At 63.9% G+C, this 19,644-nt stretch carries 16 protein-coding genes and 2 tRNA genes; 11 read left to right on the top strand and 7 right to left on the bottom strand.

Annotated elements, in window-relative coordinates; translation table 11 throughout:
* Window positions 1-16: 16 nt before the first annotated feature.
* Window positions 17-460, bottom strand: coding sequence for a globin (locus CXR03_RS11725; RefSeq protein ID WP_104103908.1), 444 nt, complete (start codon window positions 458-460; stop codon window positions 17-19).
* Window positions 457-1,194, bottom strand: a complete 738-nt coding sequence (locus tag CXR03_RS11720; protein WP_258073607.1) for a mechanosensitive ion channel family protein — start codon at window positions 1,192-1,194, stop codon at window positions 457-459. The genes CXR03_RS11725 and CXR03_RS11720 overlap by 4 nt, the downstream gene beginning before the upstream one ends.
* 96 nt (window positions 1,195-1,290) lie before the next feature.
* Here CXR03_RS11720 and CXR03_RS11715 point away from each other — a divergent pair, with 96 nt between their 5' ends.
* Complete coding sequence (locus CXR03_RS11715; protein ID WP_104103907.1) at window positions 1,291-2,307, top strand: NAD-dependent epimerase/dehydratase family protein; 1,017 nt, start codon at window positions 1,291-1,293, stop codon at window positions 2,305-2,307.
* A gap of 46 nt (window positions 2,308-2,353) precedes the next feature.
* Here CXR03_RS11715 and CXR03_RS11710 read toward each other — a convergent pair whose 3' ends face one another.
* Both CXR03_RS11710 and pepN read right to left on the bottom strand, forming a co-directional pair.
* On the bottom strand, window positions 2,354-2,830 hold the full coding sequence (locus CXR03_RS11710) for an OsmC family protein (RefSeq protein WP_104103906.1): 477 nt from the start codon (window positions 2,828-2,830) through the stop codon (window positions 2,354-2,356).
* Between the two features lie 111 nt (window positions 2,831-2,941).
* Complete coding sequence (gene pepN, locus CXR03_RS11705) at window positions 2,942-5,494, bottom strand: aminopeptidase N (RefSeq protein WP_104103905.1); 2,553 nt, start codon at window positions 5,492-5,494, stop codon at window positions 2,942-2,944.
* A gap of 275 nt (window positions 5,495-5,769) precedes the next feature.
* On the opposite strand from pepN, the gene CXR03_RS11700 reads away from it, so the two are divergent.
* Complete coding sequence (locus tag CXR03_RS11700; protein ID WP_104103904.1) at window positions 5,770-6,246, top strand: ribose-5-phosphate isomerase; 477 nt, start codon at window positions 5,770-5,772, stop codon at window positions 6,244-6,246.
* Entirely contained in the window at window positions 6,246-7,133 is an 888-nt protein-coding gene (locus CXR03_RS11695; RefSeq protein WP_104103903.1) for an Fpg/Nei family DNA glycosylase, read from the top strand. Before CXR03_RS11700 ends, CXR03_RS11695 begins: the two co-directional genes overlap by 1 nt.
* A gap of 149 nt (window positions 7,134-7,282) precedes the next feature.
* Here CXR03_RS11695 and CXR03_RS11690 read toward each other — a convergent pair whose 3' ends face one another.
* Both CXR03_RS11690 and CXR03_RS11685 read right to left on the bottom strand, forming a co-directional pair.
* On the bottom strand, window positions 7,283-9,064 hold the full coding sequence (locus tag CXR03_RS11690) for a penicillin-binding transpeptidase domain-containing protein (RefSeq protein WP_104103902.1): 1,782 nt from the start codon (window positions 9,062-9,064) through the stop codon (window positions 7,283-7,285).
* Window positions 9,065-9,262: 198 nt separating this feature from the next.
* Window positions 9,263-9,333: transfer RNA gene (locus tag CXR03_RS11685), tRNA-Gly, on the bottom strand.
* A gap of 140 nt (window positions 9,334-9,473) precedes the next feature.
* Between CXR03_RS11685 and CXR03_RS11680 the strand changes: the two genes are divergently transcribed.
* From CXR03_RS11680 to CXR03_RS11655, 6 genes are all read left to right on the top strand, one after another.
* A tRNA-Pro gene (locus CXR03_RS11680) sits at window positions 9,474-9,547 on the top strand.
* 56 nt (window positions 9,548-9,603) lie between these two features.
* Entirely contained in the window at window positions 9,604-10,983 is a 1,380-nt protein-coding gene (gene tig, locus CXR03_RS11675; protein WP_104103901.1) for a trigger factor, read from the top strand.
* 304 nt (window positions 10,984-11,287) lie between these two features.
* Window positions 11,288-11,908 (top strand): ATP-dependent Clp protease proteolytic subunit, encoded by a 621-nt coding sequence (locus CXR03_RS11670; RefSeq protein ID WP_104054784.1) that lies wholly within the window; start codon window positions 11,288-11,290, stop codon window positions 11,906-11,908.
* Between the two features lie 48 nt (window positions 11,909-11,956).
* Complete coding sequence (locus CXR03_RS11665; protein ID WP_104053904.1) at window positions 11,957-12,628, top strand: ATP-dependent Clp protease proteolytic subunit; 672 nt, start codon at window positions 11,957-11,959, stop codon at window positions 12,626-12,628.
* 163 nt (window positions 12,629-12,791) lie between these two features.
* Window positions 12,792-14,084 carry an ATP-dependent Clp protease ATP-binding subunit ClpX gene (gene clpX / locus CXR03_RS11660; RefSeq protein WP_104053905.1) on the top strand — a complete coding sequence of 431 codons (1,293 nt, stop codon included), beginning with the start codon at window positions 12,792-12,794 and terminating at the stop codon, window positions 14,082-14,084.
* A gap of 91 nt (window positions 14,085-14,175) precedes the next feature.
* Entirely contained in the window at window positions 14,176-14,787 is a 612-nt protein-coding gene (locus CXR03_RS11655; RefSeq protein WP_104104122.1) for a DsbA family protein, read from the top strand.
* Window positions 14,788-14,865: 78 nt separating this feature from the next.
* On the opposite strand, the gene valS is transcribed toward CXR03_RS11655, so the two are convergent.
* The gene (gene valS / locus CXR03_RS11650; protein ID WP_104103900.1) at window positions 14,866-17,508 is read right to left on the bottom strand and encodes a valine--tRNA ligase; all 2,643 of its coding nucleotides are present in this window, start codon (window positions 17,506-17,508) and stop codon (window positions 14,866-14,868) included.
* Between the two features lie 314 nt (window positions 17,509-17,822).
* Between valS and CXR03_RS11645 the strand changes: the two genes are divergently transcribed.
* Together CXR03_RS11645 and CXR03_RS11640 are read left to right on the top strand one after the other, a co-directional pair.
* Window positions 17,823-18,386: an NUDIX hydrolase gene (locus CXR03_RS11645; protein ID WP_104103899.1), complete on the top strand. Its 564-nt coding sequence runs from the start codon at window positions 17,823-17,825 to the stop codon at window positions 18,384-18,386.
* Between the two features lie 427 nt (window positions 18,387-18,813).
* Complete coding sequence (locus tag CXR03_RS11640) at window positions 18,814-19,572, top strand: SDR family oxidoreductase (protein ID WP_104103898.1); 759 nt, start codon at window positions 18,814-18,816, stop codon at window positions 19,570-19,572.
* Window positions 19,573-19,644 lie beyond the last annotated feature (72 nt).

Genomic DNA, 19,644 nt, shown 5'->3' with positions numbered 1-19,644 from the left:
GCTGAACGCGCCGGCCCTAAGCGGAATTGACCATCGAGTGTGCGGCGCGCTCCAGATAATCCCACAGCGTCGCTTCGTGCAGCGGGGAGAGGTCCAATGCGTCGACCGCGTCGCGCATGTGCTTCAGCCACGCGTCGCGGGCCTGGGGAGTGACGGTAAAGGGCATGTGCCTCATCCGCAGCCGCGGATGTCCGCGCTGCTCCGAGTAGGTCTTCGGCCCGCCCCAATACTGCTCCAGGAATCCCCGCAGACGCTCTTTGGCTGCGGTCAAATCTTCTTCGGGGTACATCGGCCGCATCAGCGGATCCTCGGCAACACCGTCATAGAAGACGTCAACCAGTTTGACGAAGGTTGGATGTCCGCCCACAGCCTCGTAGAAGTTCTCCGTGTAGGCAGGCTGCGTAAAGGCAGGCTGTACGGACAGCGGGATGGAAGGACGGTTCTCTGACGGTGTGCTCACAGGTTTTTCCCCTTGGTCGAATCGGCAGGTGCGGCAGGCGCCGCGGCAGGCGCAGCTTCGGCGGGAGCGGCAGCAGCGTTTCCGGCGGGAACGTTGCCTGCGGGGCCCTCTCCGGGAACCTCCCGGGGCTCACGGTAATTCCCCTGCGAACGGTTGCCCACCTTGGCCAGCTCGCCGTTGCGGATATACCAGATCACGCCGCGGTCATCGACCATGCGGGTGATGCGGATGCCCACTGACTGCACGGTACCGATGGTGTCGCCCACTTCAATCACATCGCCGATGCCGTACTGGTCCTCGATGGTAATGAAGAATCCGGCCAGGGCATCGCGGATCAGCTCGCGGGCACCAAAACCGAGGGTGATGCCGACAATTCCGACGCTGGCAATCAAGGGGGCAACGTCGATGCCGACGGCCTTGAGCACCATGATGATCACGGTGGTCCAAATGAACAGGCTCACGGCGCTGCGCAGCAGCGCGCCGATGGTGTCTGCACGCTGGGCGCGGCGTTTCCTGTCCAAGGTGCGCATGACGGGCTGGGCCCATTTGAGCTTCGAGGAGCTGAAGAGCGCATACCCCTTCTGAGCGCGCTGGACCACGCGGTTGATCAGGAACCGTGCTGCCGTCCAGAGCAGCAGGCCGGCCAGGATAATGAACCCTGCCTGGATCAGCCCGGACCAGTCAAAGTCCTCAATGGGGACGGATGGGGTGTCGATTTCTGCGGCGGTCAGCAACGGACGGGTACCGTCCCTTTCGTGTGATGGAGCTTCTCTGCCGTGTTGGCAACCAAGCTGGGGGCACAAACAAGGCTACCGGGATAGGCTCCCAACATGCGCATCCTTATTCTTGGTGGAACCCGATTCCTGTCCCGTGAAGTTGCCCGGCAGGCCGTTGCCCGCGGTCATGATGTGACCTGTCTGGCCCGGGGAGAATCCGGGCCGCCCGTCACCGGTGCGGACTTTGTTCGAGCGGATCGGGACGCAGGCGCGTCCGCCTATGAGGAGCTCGACGGCGTTTGGGACGCAGTGATCGACGTCGCCCGCAAGCCGCAGCAGGTTCAGGAAGCCCTGGCCGCACTGTCAGGACGCAGCAGCCACTGGTCGCTGGTGTCCACCGCCTCGGTGTACGCCTCCAACGACACCCCGGGAGAAGACGAGAATGCCGCACTTGTTCCGGCGCTGAAGCCCGTCGACGGGGTATTTCCGGACCCCGCCGACAATGAATACGGTGCCGGCAAGGTTGCCTGCGAAGAACTGGTGCGGGACTTGGGTCCGGGGAGCGTGCTGGTGACAAGACCCGGTCTGATCGCCGGTCCCGAGGATGAAAGCGACCGGTTTGGCTACTGGCCCGCACGGGTGGCCCAGGAACGCAGCCCGGTCCTGATCCCCGACATGGCCGAGACCATGACGCAAACCATTGACGTCCGCGACCTGGCGCTGTGGCTGGTGACGGGAGCTGAGGACAACCGGACCGGCACATACAACGCGATGGGGCCATCCGTTCCCTTCGGAGAGCTTCTGACGCTGTCCACGGCTGCGGCGGGCTACCACGGAAGCTTCCGCACAGCGGATCCGCAGTGGCTGCATGAGCAGGGAGTCGCCTATTGGGCCGGAAACGAGTCCCTGCCGTTGTGGATGCCGGAAGGCTACGAAGGCTTCTCCACCCGTTCGAATGCTGCCGCCGTGGCCGCCGGGCTGGAGCTGCGGCCCGTTGAACACACCATCCGCGATGTCCTCACCGATGAGGAGGCCAGGGGACTGCACCGGGAGCGTAAATCCGGGCTGTCTGCTGCCCGCGAAACGTCCCTGCTGGCCGCTTTGGATGCATTGGGCTCCACCGGCCTGTAGCAAGGCCAGCAGTAGCAGTCAGGCCAGCAGTAGCAGCAGCGCGGTTTCAGGTGGCGACGGTGGTTTCGGGCTCGTGCAGCACCGGGAAATTCACGCTCCGGGCGATGAAACACAGCCGGTTGGCCTCCGCGTGCAGCTCTTGGGCGGCATGAGCCGAGTCGGCCACGGCAACGGTGACCCGGGGACGGAGCACGGCGCCGGTGAACTCACCGCTTCCGTCGCGGTTCAGCCGCAGGGTGCCCTCGGCGTCGTCGGTATAGGCCACCACGGTGATGCCGTGCTTCACCGCAACGTGCAGGTAGGAAAGCATGTGGCACTGAGAGAGCGCCGTGAGCAGCAGCTGTTCGGGGTTCCACCGGTCTGGGTCGCCGTGGAAGGTGGGATCTGCGGTGCCGGCCAGATCCGGCAGGCCGGAGGCACGGATGATGTGGTCGCGGCCGTAGCCGCGGTAAGTGGAGGTGCCGCTGCCCCGGTTTCCCGTCCACTCAAGGGAAACGGTGTACCGGTGTTCGGAAAGGTTCATGGTTCCTGGCATCTCGTTTCTGGTGTGGATCGCTGAAATTGACGATACGACGACGGCGGTGTCCCGGGTTTCGCCGGGACACCGCCGTTGTGTTAGCTGGCCGGGCGGGTGTTACTTGTCCGCAGCCTGGGCTTTCAGGGCACGGACCACGCCGTCACGGCTTTCCAGGATGAGCCGGCGCAGCGACGGAGCTTCGTCGCCCAGAGACTCCAGGAACGCGTCTGTTGCGTCAACAGTGGCCTGAGTCGTCAGCCGGGACGGGTAGAGGCCGGTGACGATCTGCTGGGCAATTTCGTGGGTCCGGGTATTCCAGACTTCACGCACCGAGGAAAAGTACTTCTGGGCGTAGGGTTCCAGCAGTGCGGTGTCCTGCACACGGCTGAAGCCGACAATCGCCGAACGCTGGGCGGCGTTGGGCATATCGGTGCGCTCCACAATGGCTTCCCATGCTGCAGCCTTTGCTTCAGCGGTGGGGATTGCGGCACGGGCCATGGCGGCAGCGAGCTGGCCGGTGGCGGTGGCGTCCTTCTCTGCCTCCGCTGCGATGTCCGCTTCGCCCAGGCGGCCGCCGGCCACCAGGCCGGTGAGCAGTTCCCAGCGCAGGTCGGCATCAATCTGCAGGCCCTCCAGCGTCCGGTCCCCGGAAAGCAGTCCGGCCAGCGTGTCCAGGTGCTCATCCGTCACCGCATGTCCGGCAAAGGACTTCACGAACTGCAGCTGGGAATCCGAACCGGGTGCTGCCGCGGCCGCCAGCTCCCACAGGCTGTCCGCCGCGGCGGCAGTCATGGCCTCCCGGTCTGCCGGCGCCACATAGAAGGCCAGGGTGGTGGCGAGCTGGCGCAGCAGGACCTGGACCACCGAAGAATCGGACTCGGAGCCGATGTTCTGCAGCACCAGTTCCACGTAGTTGCGGGCCGGGATCTCGCCGTCGCGCGCAGCGTCCCAGGCTGAGGCCCACACCAAAGTGCGGGGCAGCGACTCCGCAATGTCCCGCAGGCGCCGGACGGCGGTGTGCTCGGACTTCGGATCCAGGCGGATCTTCGCGTAGGCCAGGTCATCGTCATTCAGCAGCAGAAGGTCCGGACGCTTCCGTCCCACCAGCTCGGCAACGTCGGTGCGTTCGCCGTCGACATCCAGCTCCACCCGGTGGGTGCGGTGCAGCTTTCCGTCCTCGCCGCTGTCGTAGAAACCAATGGCGAGCCGGTGCGGGCGCAGCGTCGGGTACTCGGCCACGGCGCTCTGGAGAACCGCGAACGAGGTGATCACGCCGTCGTCGTCCACTTCCAGCTCGGGACGCAGGGTGTTGACGCCTGCGGTCTCGAGCCACAGCTCGGACCAGCCCTTCAGGTTGCGGCCGCTGGCAGCTTCCAGCTCCGAGAGCAGGTCCTTGAGCTCGGTGTTGCCCCACGCGTGCTTGCCGAAGTACTGGCGGACACCGGCCATGAACTGGTCCTGGCCAACCCAGGCGACCAGCTGCTTGAGCACGGAGGCGCCCTTCGCATAGGTGATGCCGTCGAAGTTCACCTGCACGTCTTCGAGGTCGCGGATCTCGGCCACGATCGGGTGGGTGGTGGGCAGCTGGTCCTGGCGGTAGGCCCAGGCCTTCTCCATGGACGCGAACGTGGTCCAGGACTGCTTGAACTCAGTGGCGTCGGCGGCAGCGAGGGTGGACATGAATTCAGCAAAGGACTCGTTCAGCCACAGGTCGTTCCACCAGCGCATGGTGACCAGATCGCCGAACCACATGTGCGCCAGTTCGTGCAGGATGGTGATGGCACGGCGCTCCACCGTGGCATCGGGCACCCGGGAGCGGAAGACATAGCTTTCCAGGAAGGTAACGGCTCCGGCGTTCTCCATGGCTCCGGCGTTGAATTCCGGGACGAACAGCTGGTCATACTTCTCAAACGGGTACGGCGTGCCGAATTGTGCTTCGTAGAACTCGAAGCCCTGCCGGGTCAGCTTGAAAACATTCTCCGCGTCGAGGTGCTGCATGAGGGACTTGCGGGCGAACACACCCAGCGGAATTACCCGGCCGTCGGAGCTCGTGAGTTCGCTGCGCACTGACTGGTACGGTCCGGCGATCAGCGCAGTGATGTACGAGGAAATGCGGGGGGTCGGCTCAAAGGACCATGTGGCGTTCTTGCCGCCTTCTTCCAGCGAACCCGCGGGCACCGGTTCCGGGGTGGGGGAGTTGGAGATGACATCCCAGTGCGAGGGCGCCGTGACGGTGAAGCGGAACGTGGCCTTCAGGTCAGGCTGTTCAAAGACGGTGAACATCCGGCGGGAGTCCGGGACCTCAAACTGGGAGTAGAGGTATACCTCGTTGTCCACCGGGTCCACGAAGCGGTGCAGTCCTTCGCCCGTGTTCATGTAGAAGGCGTCGGCTTCCACCACGAGTTCATTGGTGGCGGCGAGGTTCGGCAGCTGGATGCGGACGCCGTCGGACACCTCGGCGGGGTCCAGGTCAACGCCGTTCAGGGTGACACGGCTGACGGCGGCGGTCACCGCATCGATAAACGTGGAGGCGCCCTGCCGGGCGGAGAACCGAACCACGGTGGTGCTGCCGAAGACCTCGTCCCCGCGGGTGAGGTCCAGGTTCACGTCATAGGAATCGACGCTGATCAGTTCTGCTCGTTCACGGGCTTCTGAGCGCGTGAGATTCATACCTGGCAAGGTGTTGCCTTTCCAATATGTGCGAAGTGGAGTCCGCCGTCGCCATAACTCAGCCGGACGGAACTCGGCCTGACGGCTTATAACAATTGCAACATTGTCTCACTGGTTAACGCCCGGGCGGAAAGGAACCGCGGATTTCCGGCGAAAGAGTGCAGTTTTTCGGGTGCGGGCACACCATGACGCAGACCGCCGAGCATTATTTGTGCCCGGCGATCACGGGCTAGGCTGGAAGGGCAGGATTTCCCCTCACAGAAAACGGATGGAACATGCGCGTCCATATTGCAACCGACCACGCGGGCATGGAACTCAGTGCCCACCTTCTGGCCCACCTTCGCGGCAAGGGCTACGAGATGGTAGACCACGGCCCGCAGGTTTACGACGCCGAAGATGATTACCCCGCGTTCTGCATCGCCGCAGCCGAGGCCGTGGTGGTTGACCAGCAGAGCGGCGTTGATGCGCTGGGAATCGTGCTGGGCGGTTCCGGCAACGGCGAGCAGATTGCAGCCAACAAGGTCCGCGGCGTCCGTGCCGCGCTCGCGTGGAACCTGTCCACGGCCAAGCTTGCCCGCGAACACAATGACGCGAACGTGGTCGCGGTGGGCGGCCGCCAGCACACGGTTGAGGAAGCCACTGAAATCATTGAAGCCTTCCTCGCCGAGCCCTACAGCAACGCCGAGCGGCACAACCGCCGCATCGCGAAGATTGCCGAGTACGAGACCACCGGTACCATCGCGGAATCCTGATGCCTGAGGGGCATTCCATCCACCGGCTGGCCCGGCAGTTCACTTCGGTGTTTGCCGGCCACCGGCTGGAAGTATCCAGCCCGCAGGGACGTTTCGCGGCTGGTGCACAACGGCTGGACGGACATGTTCTGGTGGGCGCTGCGGCGCACGGCAAGCAGCTGTTCCTGGGCTTCGACAATGACCTGTACCTGCGCGTCCACCTTGGGCTGTACGGCGCGTTCGACTTTGGCGGCGACTCCAGCTTCCTCGGCGCCTCCAGTATTGGAGCCCCGCGGAAAGTGGGGGAGCGGGAGATCGCATCCGACGACGACGGCGGCAGCTATGCGGGTCCGCCCCCTCCCAAGGGTGCTGTCCGCGTGCGGCTGGTGTCGGAGCACGGCTGGGCCGATCTTCGCGGCCCTACTGCCTGCGAGGTAATCACCGAAGCCGAGCGTGCGGCCGTCGTCGCCCGCTTGGGACCAGACCCGCTCCACGACGACGCTGACGGTGCGGAGTTTGCCGCGCGGCTGCGGGGGAGGGGTTCCCCTGTGGGTCTGCTGCTGATGAACCAGGAAATCCTTGCCGGGGTAGGCAACGTTTACCGGGCCGAAGTGCTCTTCCGGCAGCGGATCTCGCCCTTCCGGCTGGGCCGGGATGTGGCAGCGGACGAAGCAGCAGACCTGTGGGCCGACATTGTGTCCGTTATGCGCGACGGCGTTGCCGAGGGCAGGATTATCACCACTTTGCCTGAGGACCGGGACAGCGGTGCCGCCCCCGTGCCCGTGGAAGAGGCCCATTACGTCTACAAACGGACCGGATTGCCGTGCCGCCGATGCGGGACGCCGGTTGCCGGTACCGAGATGGGTGCCCGAAAGCTCTATTGGTGCCTGAGCTGTCAGGAACGCTGAAGCTAAACTCCTCCCGTTCTCCGTGTTTATCCTGTGCGTAGAGACCGTTTTCATCCCACGGAAGGGGCGGTTGGATCGGTAGTTGTTCCCGGTGGGAGTCTTGGTGGGACCCCTGCGGCATCTACCCGCTACCGGGGCCGGTCCTGCCGCTAGCCCGCCAGGGCCTCAAGGAACGCCGCGGTCACGGCCACTGCGTCAGCGGAGCTGCCGGGCAGGAAGACGGCGACGGCGAGATCGCCCTGAATGGCCGCCACCCAGGCGTGGTCGGGCTTCCCACCGCCGGTCCCTGCCGTGCCTGCCGCGGCCATGACAGGTTTGCCGGAGACGTATCCCAGGACCTCCAACTCCTCCGAGGCACGTCCGCCGGCCACATTGGCGCGCAGAATCGACTGCAGCTGTTCCGCCTCGTCGGCTAACAGCGCCGGGGTGTCGTCGGCGGACGAGGGGAGCTCAGTCTTTCCGTCCCCGGACTCCTGCCGAGGCTCGGGGTTGAGGACCAGCACGGGAGAGACCCTTTCGCCCCTGCCCACAGAGGCTGCCACGGCTGCCACGGCGAAGGGCGAAGCGAGTACCGTTCCCGGAACGTCCGCGGCCGTTGTCTGCTCGGCTCCGCCGTCCGGCATTCCGCCGTAGAACGCCGGTGTCCCCAGGCCCTCGGCTGTGCCCAGCCCCAGGCTCTGAGACGCTGCCGCCAGGTCCGCCTCAGCGGGAATGTCGGGTTCTTCGGTTCCTCCCGCTGCGCCGGCGCGGAGCCGGGCCAGCTCGGTAACCGGGAGGAACGAACTGCCCAGAGAGTATTCGCCCAGCAAGGCAGCCTGGGTCCCCTTGCCTCCGGATGAATTGGCGACGGCCAGGACATTGCCGGTGGAGGGCTGGATTGCTACCAGCGAAGCACCGGGTGTGTCGACAAGGAGGGCATCTGCCTGGGACTGGATCCGCAGGTCAAGGGTGGTCTCCAGGGCCACGCCGGGTTCCGCCGGTGCTTCAAAAAGAGGCGGGTCAAGAGTGTTGTCCGCGTTCAGGACACGAACAGTCACCGCGTCTGAGCCCCTGAGCCGGGAATCGTATTCACGCTGGAGCCCGGAGAGCCCGGTGAGATCCCCCGGAGCCAGCAGGCCCTCAGCGGCCATCTCATCTGTTGCGGGCCCCACCGTCCCCAACAGGTCTGCCGCAAAGCCGGGGCTGGGGCCCAGTACCCGCCTTTCCGGAAGGGCATCGGCGCCGGGAATGGTTGCGATCTCGGAATCGAAGGACGGCGACACCTGGTCCTGGCGCACGGTAGTGACTTCAACGAAATCATCGGGACCGGCGGCCTGGACTTTTGCCGTGAGCGCGTCCGCATCCAGACCGAGGAACAGAGATAGGTAATAGACCGAAGCGGCGTACTCATTTTCGCCCAGCACTGACTTGTCCAGGACCACCCGCCAAACCGGCCAGTGGCGCACCAGCACGGACCCGCCGGCGCCCAGAATGTCCGCCCGCGTGGGCGGGGATGCCTTGCGCACCAGCCTTTGCCACGGAAGAAGGTCCGGATGCACCGTGGTGGAACGGAAACGGGTCTGCCAGCCGGTGTCACTTCCGCGCTCCAGCGTCACAGTGGTCTGGTAGGTGTAGTCCTCCGTTGACGCGTTGACGTCCCACACGTAGTTCAAGGTGGCAACGGCCTCATTGGCTGAGACTTCGTCGATTTTTGACACTGTGACGGAAGGTTTAATCTTCATGCCGGAGACCACGTACTCAAGCATGCCGTTCACGGCCTCGACGGTTGAACCGGCGAACTCGTTTCCGGTGACGTCCACGCGGGAGATCCCGTCCGCCAGCGAGGCGACGGCTTCTTCCGGTCCGGGGCGCTCTTCATCGGAACATCCGGCCAGCGGAAGGCCCAGGAACGAGAAAACAAGGATGGCGGCTGTCAGGCGGTTCTTCCCCATGCCGGAAGGATAGTTGCGCGCAGGGAAAAAGGAACGGGGAAAGCTCCGAATTGCTCTTGCGGGGACCTTATCGGCCGTTTCCGGACAAGCCGTCCATGAACGCCCGCCTGCCCGTGGTTCGTGAAGGCAAACAAAAAAGGGCCCCGCACAATAGTGCAGGACCCTTTCGAAGCCGGCGGCAGCCGGTTATATTTACTGAGGGGATGACGGGAATCGAACCCGCGTAATCAGTTTGGAAGACTGAGGCTCTACCATTGAGCTACATCCCCGGCGCCCTAAGGCAGGTTTTACCTTAGCACGGGAATTCCGCTGTTCGGTAATCCCGTCGAAGAACGGGGCTGCTGCAAGGCCTGGCTCCCTCCAATTGTGCACAGGGCGGTTTCTGCCGGTAGGCTGTCAGGTGCACTGACGGGGTGTAGCTCAGCTTGGAAGAGCGCCTGCTTTGGGAGCAGGAAGTCGCAGGTTCAAATCCTGTCACCCCGACTCTGTAGTACACATGGTGCAGACCCAATCCCCAGAAACCTCAGGAGAACTACGCTGTGAAGAGCGCTGTAGAAAACCTCACACCCACGCGGGTAAAGCTCGTCGTCGAAGTTCCGTTTGAGGAACTGAAGCCGAGCATCGACGAGGCCTACAAGACCATCGCCACCCAGGTGCAGGTGCCTGGCTTCCGCAAGGGCAAGGTCCCCAACAGGCTCATCGACCAGCGCGTTGGCCGCGGCTACGTCCTGGAAACAGCCATCAATGACGGTCTGAACGGTTTCTACCAGGGTGCCGTGCAGGAAACGGGCATCCGTCCGCTGAGCCGCCCCGAGGTTGAGATCAGCGAAGTTCCGGATCCCGCCACCAACGAGGGCCAGCTGGTCTTCAACGTTGAGCTGGACATCCGCCCCGAAATCGAGCTCCCGGATTACGCCGGCCTCGAGGTTACGGTTGAGCCTGCTGAAGCCTCCGACGATGACGTCACCAAGGCACTGGATGAACTGCGCGGCCGCTTCGGCACGCTGAAGTCCGTGGACCGTCCCGCTGCCGAAGGCGACTTCCTCACCATGGATCTCGTAGCCAAGGTCGACGGCGAAGAGGTCGACTCCGCTGCGGACCTTTCCTACCAGGTTGGCGCCGGCACCATGCTCGAGGGCATGGACGAAGCAGTCGCCGGTCTGTCCGCTGACGAGTCCGCCACCTTTGAAACCAAGCTGGCCGGCGGCGAGCACGCCGGCGAAGACGCCACCATCACGGTGACGGTCAAGGCAGTCAAGGAGCGCGAGCTCCCCGAGGCCGACGACGACTTTGCCCAGCTGGCCAGCGAATTCGACACCATCGAAGAGCTGCGCGAAGACCTGACCAAGCGTGCTGCAGAGTCCAAGCTCATGGAGCAGGGCGTTGAAGCCCGCGACAAGGTTCTGGAGAAGCTGCTGGAAATGATCGAGGTTCCGGTTCCGGAATCCGTCATCGAAGATCAGCTGGAACAGCACTTCAACTCTGAGAGCGCACACTCCCAGGGCGAAGACCACGACACCGAAGAGCACCGTGCAGAAGTTCGCGAGAACACTGCCGCAGCCTTCAAGAACGAAATCATCCTTGACGCTGTTGCCGACAAGGAAGAGGTAGGCGTCAGCCAGAACGAGCTGATCGACTACATCGTCTCCGCCGCCGGCCAGTACGGCATGGATCCGAACCAGTTCGCACAGCTGATCGACCAGAGCGGCCAGGTTCCCATGATGGTTGGCGAAGTTCGCCGTCGTAAGGCGCTTGCCAAGGTTCTCGAGCTTGCCAAGGTCACCGACACCGCCGGCAATGAGATCGACCTGACCGAGTTCGTTCGCCCCGCAGGCGAAGAAGCACCGGTTGCAGAAGCCGAAACCGAAGCTCCCGAGGCCGAGGTTGCCGAAGAGTCCAAGAGCGACGACAAGGCATAGCCTGCCCAACAGCAGCGCATGACCTCCGGTCAATGCAATGCGCCGTCCGCCCGGAAGGGCAGGCGGCGCATTTGCGTTTAAGCGCCCCCGGCCGCCCGCAGTGCTGTGATCCGCCCCGCCCCGAGCTGTGACCGGCATCGTGCGCCGTCAGCGAACAGCCCGCGAAACGCAAGCAGATCACACGCGCAACAGGTTAGTGTCCTAGGAGAGATAAACGGCGGGACCAGCTGACGCGGTTAGCGGTTCTGTACCCCGCCAGAGCGAGAGGTCACTCAGTATGGCAATTGCACCCAACACACCCACAATGGCAACGGTGGACCCGGCCAGCCGGGACGACTACATCTACAATCGTCTGCTGCGTGAGCGGATCATCTGGTTGGGCTCGGAAGTCCGCGATGACAACGCCAACGCCATCTGCTCCCAGCTTCTGCTTCTCTCCGCTGAGGATCCCGAAAAGGACATCTTCCTCTACATCAACTCTCCCGGCGGGTCAGTGACGGCCGGCATGGCCATCTACGACACCATGCAGTTCATCCCCAATGACGTAGTCACCGTGGCAACCGGCCTGGCAGCGTCCATGGGACAGTTCCTGCTGTCCTCCGGCACCAAGGGCAAGCGCTACGCCACCCCCCACGCCCGCATCCTCATGCACCAGCCCTCCGGCGGCATCGGCGGCACCGCTTCCGACATCCGGATTCAGGCTGAACTGATCCTCCACATGAAGCAGGTCATGGCGGAACTGACCGCCGAACAGACCGGCCAGACCGTGGAGACCATCCTGAAGGACAATGACCGTGACAAGTGGTTCACGGCCCAGGAAGCACTGGAATACGGGTTCTTTGACAAGATCTCCGCACATGCGGGCGGCGTCACCGGCGGCGGCGGAACGGATCAGGACAAGGGCGCGGCTCCGGCCGAGGACTAACCCTTCCTCTCTTCCAGCGCACTTTTCTTAGACTTCAGGAGCAAAGCAATGAACATGAATTTCGGAACCGCAGGCGGATCGGCGCCGCAGATGCCGTCCAGCCGATACGTACTGCCGCAGTTCGAAGAGCGCACGCCGTACGGCTTCAAGCGCCAGGACCCCTACACCAAGCTGTTCGAGGACCGCATCATCTTCCTGGGTGTCCAGGTCGACGACGCATCTGCTGACGACGTCATGGCCCAGCTGCTGGTCCTTGAGTCCAATGACCCGGACCGCGACATCACCCTGTACATCAACTCTCCGGGCGGTTCGTTCACGGCCATGACGGCCATTTACGACACCATGCAGTACATCCGCCCTGAAATCCAGACGGTTTGCCTGGGCCAGGCGGCCAGCGCCGCAGCTGTCCTTCTGGCAGCCGGCACGCCGGGCAAGCGCCTCGCGCTGCCCAACGCCCGCGTGCTCATCCACCAGCCGGCACTGGGCGGAGGCGAGCGTGGACAGGCTTCGGACCTGGAGATCCAGGCAGCTGAAGTCATGCGCATGCGGACCTGGCTGGAAGATACCCTGGCGCTTCACTCCAACCACACGTCGGAGGAAGTCAACCGTGACATCGAGCGTGACAAGATTCTCACGGCCGCCGGTGCCCTCGAATACGGACTGATTGACCAGGTGCTTGACTCCCGCAAGATCAAGACTCCGGCCATTAACCGGATGTAAGCCTCAGGAAGGCCCGCGGCGCGAAATATCGCACCGCGGGCCTTTCGGTTGCTGTATCACTGAACCAAGTGTCCTAGAGTGGAACATGCTGACCGGCTTCACTGTCCCCTCGGGACGACTGCCGGCGCTGAATTAACGATGGACCATCTAAGGGGACTGAACTATGGCTCGCATTGGTGAGAGCACGGATCTGCTCAAGTGCTCTTTCTGTGGAAAGAGCCAGAAACAGGTCCGCAAGCTTATTGCCGGTCCCGGAGTCTACATCTGCGACGAGTGCATTGATCTCTGCAACGAGATCATCGAAGAAGAGCTCTCCGAGGTAGCTGACCTCGGCTCCTTCGAACTGCCCAAGCCGCGGGAGATCTTCGATTCACTGCAGGAGTATGTGATTGGCCAGGAACCGGCCAAGCGTTCCCTCGCCGTCGCCGTTTACAACCATTACAAGCGCATCCAGTCCGGCCACGCACCGCGCAACACAGGCAATCTGTCTGACGCCGTGGTCTCCGATGATGTGGAAATCGGCAAGTCCAACATCCTGCTGATCGGTCCCACCGGATGCGGCAAGACCTATCTGGCGCAGACCCTGGCCCGCCGTCTGAACGTACCTTTCGCCGTCGCAGACGCCACCGCACTGACCGAAGCCGGCTACGTGGGGGAGGACGTCGAGAACATCCTGCTCAAGCTCATCCAGGCCGCAGACTATGACGTCAAGAAGGCCGAGCAGGGCATCATCTACATTGACGAGATCGACAAGATCTCGCGCAAAAGCGAGAACCCGTCGATTACACGCGATGTATCCGGCGAGGGCGTGCAGCAGGCCCTGCTGAAAATCCTGGAAGGCACGGTTGCCTCGGTTCCCCCGCAGGGAGGACGCAAGCATCCGCATCAGGAGTTCATCCAGATCGACACCACCAATGTCCTCTTCATTGTTGCCGGCGCCTTTGCCGGGTTGGAGGAGATCATTGGTTCACGCTCCGGCCGCAAGGGAATCGGCTTTGGTGCACCGCTGAATGAGAACGCCAAGGAAGCCGACTCGTACGCCGACGTCATGCCCGAGGATTTGCTGAAGTTTGGCCTGATCCCGGAGTTCATCGGCCGGCTCCCGGTGATCACCACGGTCTCGAACCTGGACCGGGAGGCACTGATCCGGATCCTCACCGAGCCGAAGAACGCGCTGATCAAGCAGTTCCAGAAAATGTTCCAGCTTGACGGCGTTGAGCTCACCTTCGAACCCGCCGCCCTGGACGCCGTTGCGGACGCAGCGCTGTCCCGCGGCACCGGTGCGCGCGGGCTGCGCGCCATCCTGGAAGAAGTCCTGTTGCCGGTCATGTTCGACCTGCCCAGCCGCGACGACGTCGCCACAGTGGTCATCACCGAAGAAGTGGTGACCCAAAAGGCCGAACCCACACTGATTTCGCAGGCAGTTGCCACCAAACGCCGGAACAAATCAGCCTGACCGCGGGTTTGCACGAATAACCAATGCTGTTCCCAGCAACCCGCGATCTTCGCCGCGGGTCCGCAATGCCCTGAAGGAGAATTTCGTGAGCTTGCCCGATTCTGCAGCAAAAGCCGATTTTTGGTTCGACCCGATCTGTCCATTCGCGTGGGTCACTTCCCGCTGGATGGGTGAAGTGGAGCAGGTCCGCGACGTCACCACCGACTGGCACGTGATGAGCCTGTCCCTCCTGAATGAAGGACGGGACCTGCCCGAGGACTACATGGAGCGCATGAAGGCGGCCATCAAGCCGGTACGCGTCATCATTGCCGCCTCTGAGCTCCACGGCGACAAGCACATCAAGCCGCTCTACGATGCCATGGGCACCCGGATCCATGTCGGCGGCAATGCTGATCTCGACGCCGTCATCCGCGAGTCCCTCGACGAGGTTGGCCTCCCGGCCGAGCTGGCGCTGTTTGCCGACAGCGATGAGTACGACACCCAGCTTCGTGCTTCGCACCAGGAAGGCATCTCCAAGGTGGGCGACGACGTCGGAACCCCCATTGTTGCTTTCAACGGCACCGCCTTCTTCGGGCCGGTCCTGACGCGCATACCGCGCGGCGAGGAAGCGGGCCGGATGTTTGACGGCGCCGTCATGCTGGCTGAAAACCCCGCCTTCTTCGAGCTCAAGCGCAGCCGCACCGAAAGCCCGCAGTTCGACTAACTGCATTTGCTTCCAGCAAACAGAACGCCCGGCCGGAGATTTCCGGCCGGGCGTTCTGTTTATTCTGTGCTGTGTCTGTTACTCGGCCGCAGGAGCCGTTTCCACCGGCGCCAGCTCGACGCCGGATACGGCGAGTTCACCCTCGCCCGTGGCCAGCGAGAGCTCGCGGACGTTGCCCGCTGCCTTCAGATCGGCGAGGCCGGCCTGCAGCTGCGCAACCTGCGCCTCGGACGCCGTCACAGTGGCTGTGAGGACCTCGGTACGCTGCTTGACCTTCGCCTCGGACTTGGCCTTGCGGATGCCGCCCAGGGCGGTGGCGACGGTGGCCAGGATGCCGGCGTCGGCCGTGGCGACTGCGGAGGACAGCGCGTCAACGTTCGGCCACGGGGCGCGGTGCACCGAGCCGTTACGCCACCAGCCCCAAACCTCTTCGGTGGCGAAGGGCAGGAACGGGGCGAACAGGCGCAGCAGCGCATCCAGCGTGGTGGCCAGGGTGGCCAACACTGAAGCCTGCTCTGCTTCGCCGGCGGCACCGTAGGCGCGGTCCTTGATCAGCTCCACGTAGTCATCCGTAAAGGACCAGAAGAAGGACTCGGTCAGCTGCAGTGCCTTGGCATAGTCGTAGCGCTCAAACGCCGCGGTGGAAGCATTGACCACCTCGGCCAGCTGCTTGAGCAGTGCGGAGTCCAAGGCGTTGGTGATCACCGAAGTGTCCGCCGTGACGACGTTTGCCTCGGTGGCACCCAGGTTCAGGACGAACTTGGAGGCGTTGAGCAGCTTGATGGCCAGGCGGCGGCCGATCTTCATCTGCGCAATCTCGTAGGCCGTGTCCGCGCCCAGCTTGGCGGAGGCCGCCCAGTAGCGCACGGCGTCGGATCCGTAGTCGTTGAGCACGTCGGTGGGAACCACCACGTTGCCCTTGGACTTGGACATCTTCTTGCGGTCCGGGTCCAGGATCCAGCCGGAGATGGCGGCGTGCTTCCACGGCGCGGCGTGGTTCAGGGCATCGGCGCGCACCACGGAGGAGAACAGCCAGGTGCGGATGATGTCGTGGCCCTGCGGACGCAGGTCAAACGGGAAGACCTTGCTGAACAGGTCCTCGTCCCGGCTCCAGCCGCCCACAATCTGCGGGGTCAGGGAGGACGTAGCCCAGGTGTCCAGGACATCGGCGTCGCCCACGAAACCGCCCGGCTGGTTGCGCTGGGATTCCTCGTAGCCCGGAGCCGGTTCGGCGGCCGGGTCCACGGGCAGCTGCTCCGAGGACGGCAGCACGGGGTTGTCGTAGTCCGGGTTGCCGGAGGCATCCAGGGGATACCAGACCGGAACCGGAACGCCGAAGAAGCGCTGGCGTGAGACCAGCCAGTCACCGTTCAGGCCTTCGATCCAGTTCTCGTAGCGTGAGCGCATGAAGGACGGATGGAAGTCGATTTCCCTGCCGCGGGCAATGAGGGCTGCGCGGCGGTCCTCGTCGCGGCCGCCGTTGCGGATGTACCACTGGCGGCTGGTGACAACCTCGAGGGGCTTGTCGCCCTTTTCAAAGAAGTTGACCGGGTGGGTGATCTTCTTCGGTTCGCCTTCGAGGTCGCCGCTTTCGCGCAGCATTTCGACAACGGCTTCCTTGGCGCTGAAGACGGTCTTGGCGGCGACGGCGGCGTAGTTTTCCTTCGCCTTGTCCGTGGTGATCCAGTCCGGGGTATCAGCAAGCAGACGGCCGTCCCGGCCGACGACGGCGCGGGTGGGCAGGTTCAGCTCACGCCACCAGGTGACGTCGGTCTGGTCGCCGAAGGTACAGATCATGGCGATGCCCGAACCCTTGTCCGGCTTGGCCAGCGGATGTGCCCGGACCTCAACTTCAACGTCGAACAGCGGGGAGGTGACCTTGGTGCCGAACAGGCGCTGGTAGCGCTCGTCGTCGGGGTGGGCCACCAGTGCCACACAGGCCGGAAGCAGCTCGGGGCGGGTGGTCTCGATGAAGATCTTTTCGCCGTCGGGCGCATGGAAGCTGATGCGGTGGTAGGCGCCGGGCTGTTCGCGGTCCTCCACCTCGGCCTGGGCCACTGCGGTGCGGAAGGTGACGTCCCACAGAGTGGGGGCCTCGGACATGTAGGCGTCCCCGGCCTTGAGGTTCTCCAGGAAGGCGCGCTGGCTGACGGCGCGGGAGTTGTCATCGATGGTGCGGTAAGTGCGGGTCCAGTCAACGGACAGGCCCAGGGTGGAGAAGAGGTCCTCGAAGACCTTCTCGTCCTCGACCGCCAGCTCTTCACACAGCTCGATGAAGTTCCGGCGGGAGATGACATCGAAATCGCGCTGGTTCTTCGGCGCGGTTGCCGGCGGCCGGTAGTCGGGATCGTACGGCTTTGTAGGATCGCAGCGGACACCGTAGTAGTTCTGCACCCGGCGTTCGGTGGGCAGGCCGTTGTCATCCCAGCCCATGGGGTAGAAGACGTTCTTGCCGGTCATGCGCTGGTAACGCGCCATGACGTCGGTCTGCGTGTAGGAGAACATGTGCCCCACGTGCAGCGAGCCGGAGGCCGTGGGCGGGGGAGTGTCGATTGAGTAGACGTCCTCGCGGACCGTGTCTTCGTTGAACGCGTACGTTCCCTCATCGCGCCAGCGGCGGCTCAGTGTTGCTTCCAGCCCTTCAAGGGCGGGCTTGTCGGGGACGGATACGGTCTTGGGTTCATTGTCGGGCGTGTCTGTGCCCGGAAAGTTTTCAGCCATAGTGCCATTCTTCCATGCGGGCAGCGCGGCACGGGGACTGTTGCGGCTGCCCGCCGGCGCCGCCGGTCGGAAGCCCTGTTCGGAGCCGGGCACGCGACCGTAGCATCCGGGGTATGGCAACGCTTCAGGAGAATCCGGCGTCGATCCGCATCCGCCGCATCTATGAACCGACCGACGGGAAGTGCTGCTCCACGGGGCGCGCTCGGAGACGGAGAACGAAGCCGTGGTGCTCCGCGAATACCTGCTCGGCCTGACCGGCCGCGGCCGGGCCATGACATTCAAGTCTTCGCCGCCTGGTGCGGCAAGATAGCAGCATGAGTCTTGATGATCTGCTGACCAGCCTCAGGGCACTTCCGGATTCGGAGCCGCGGGAGGAATATCTGCGGTTCCTGACCACGGCCGGGGATGCTGCCCTGCGCCGGGACGGGGGTCCGGAACATGTGACCGGCTCGTGTTTTGTGTTTTCGCCGAGCTTCGATCGTGTTCTGCTGTGTTTCCACCGCAAGGGGCAGTTCTGGGTGCAGTTCGGCGGGCACCTTGAGCCGCAGGATGCAACAGTGGCCGAAGCTGCCCAACGGGAGGCCCGGGAGGAATCCGGAATCAGCGCCCTGACCCTGCTGAGCCCCGCCATCATGGACCTTGACCGGCATGATCTGAACGCGGGGTTCTCGTGCTCAGCGCACTGGGATGTGGGATACGCCGCGGTTGTCGGTCCGGACGCCGTGATTTCCGTCAGCGATGAAAGCGAAGACGTCCGGTGGTTCCCGGTCGACAAGTTGCCGGCTCACGTGCCTGCTGGTTTCGGTGCCCGGCTGGAGCACGTCCGGCGAACGGCCATGTCGCTGTCTGACGCGCTGTTGACGCAGCCGGGTTGGTAGCCGTCATCCCCAGCATGCCGCTGGAGCCAGCCAGGCAGCCGGACCATCTGAAGCGGAAGCCCCTGTGGCTCTGAAGGTGAACAGGTAGGCAAGGAGCATGACCATTGCGGCCAATACTGCCGCTGCTCCGACAAAGGACAGCGCCAGGTATGTCTTATCCCGGGCCGTCAGGGCCTGTCCTTTGTGCCGCGGCGGGCGCCTCAACCAGTAGAACGCGGCCGGTAGTTGAGACAGGGCTCCAATAAGCATCAGGGGAAGATACATGCTGGGTGGCAATGTGGCTCCAAGCAGGATAAGAGGAACGTGACAGTGACAGTGGCAGTGTTTCGTCACTGTATATGCCGCTCCATGTGCAATGTAGCCGCAACACGGTAACACCACAGCAACACAGAAGCCGGCCCGGGAGTAGAGTCGCTAGGGTGGTGCCATGACCCCTAAGCGCGCAGTAGTTACCGGAGCAAGTTCAGGCATTGGAGCGGCGGCCGTACGGGCCCTGCGAAACTCGGGCTGGGACGTGGTGGCCGTGGCCCGCCGCGGAGACAGGCTTCAGGCGCTCGCCGCCGAGACCGGCGCGCAGGCCATCACGGCCGACGTGACCGACGGCGAATCCGTGGCCCGGATGGCTGACGAGGTGCTCGCTGCCGGGGGAGTGGACGCCGTCATCAACAATGCCGGCGGCGCCTGGGGCGTGGACTCCGTGGCAACCGGAAAGCTTGGCGACTGGGAAGCCATGTACAACGTCAACGTGCTCGGGGCGCTTCGCGTCACCCAGGCCTTCCTGCCCGCGCTGCGTGCTTCCGGCCAAGGCTCCGTGCTGATGCTGACCTCCACCGCGGCGCTCGCCTCCTATGAAGGCGGCGGCGGATACTGCGCTGCCAAGTCCGCTGAGCAGGCGCTCGCCGAAACATTGCGTCTGGAAGAAGCGGAGAACAACGTCCGCGTCATCGAGATCCTGCCCGGCATGGTCAAGACCGAGGAGTTCTCCCTGAACCGGCTCGGCGACAAGGAGGCAGCGGAGAAGGTCTACGCGGGAGTGGAGAAACCCCTCACCGCAGAGGATGTCGCCGACGTCATGGCATACTCCCTGAACCTGCCGCACCACATCAATTTGGACAAGGTGGTGCTGCGCCCCGTCGCCCAGGCCGCCAACCACAAGGTCGTCCGCCGCCAGCCGGACCAGGCTTAGGATCGACACTCCGGCGTCGACAGTCCTAACGTCCACAGCCCCAACTTCGACAACCCCGGGGGTGTGGCCTAA

Origin of the sequence: Arthrobacter sp. 08Y14 (assembly GCF_002929455.1) — a bacterium.
Lineage (GTDB): Bacteria > Actinomycetota > Actinomycetes > Actinomycetales > Micrococcaceae > Arthrobacter_B > Arthrobacter_B sunyaminii.
Note: the sequence above shows the minus strand (reverse complement) of the source record. Positions and strands in the feature narration are given on the sequence as shown.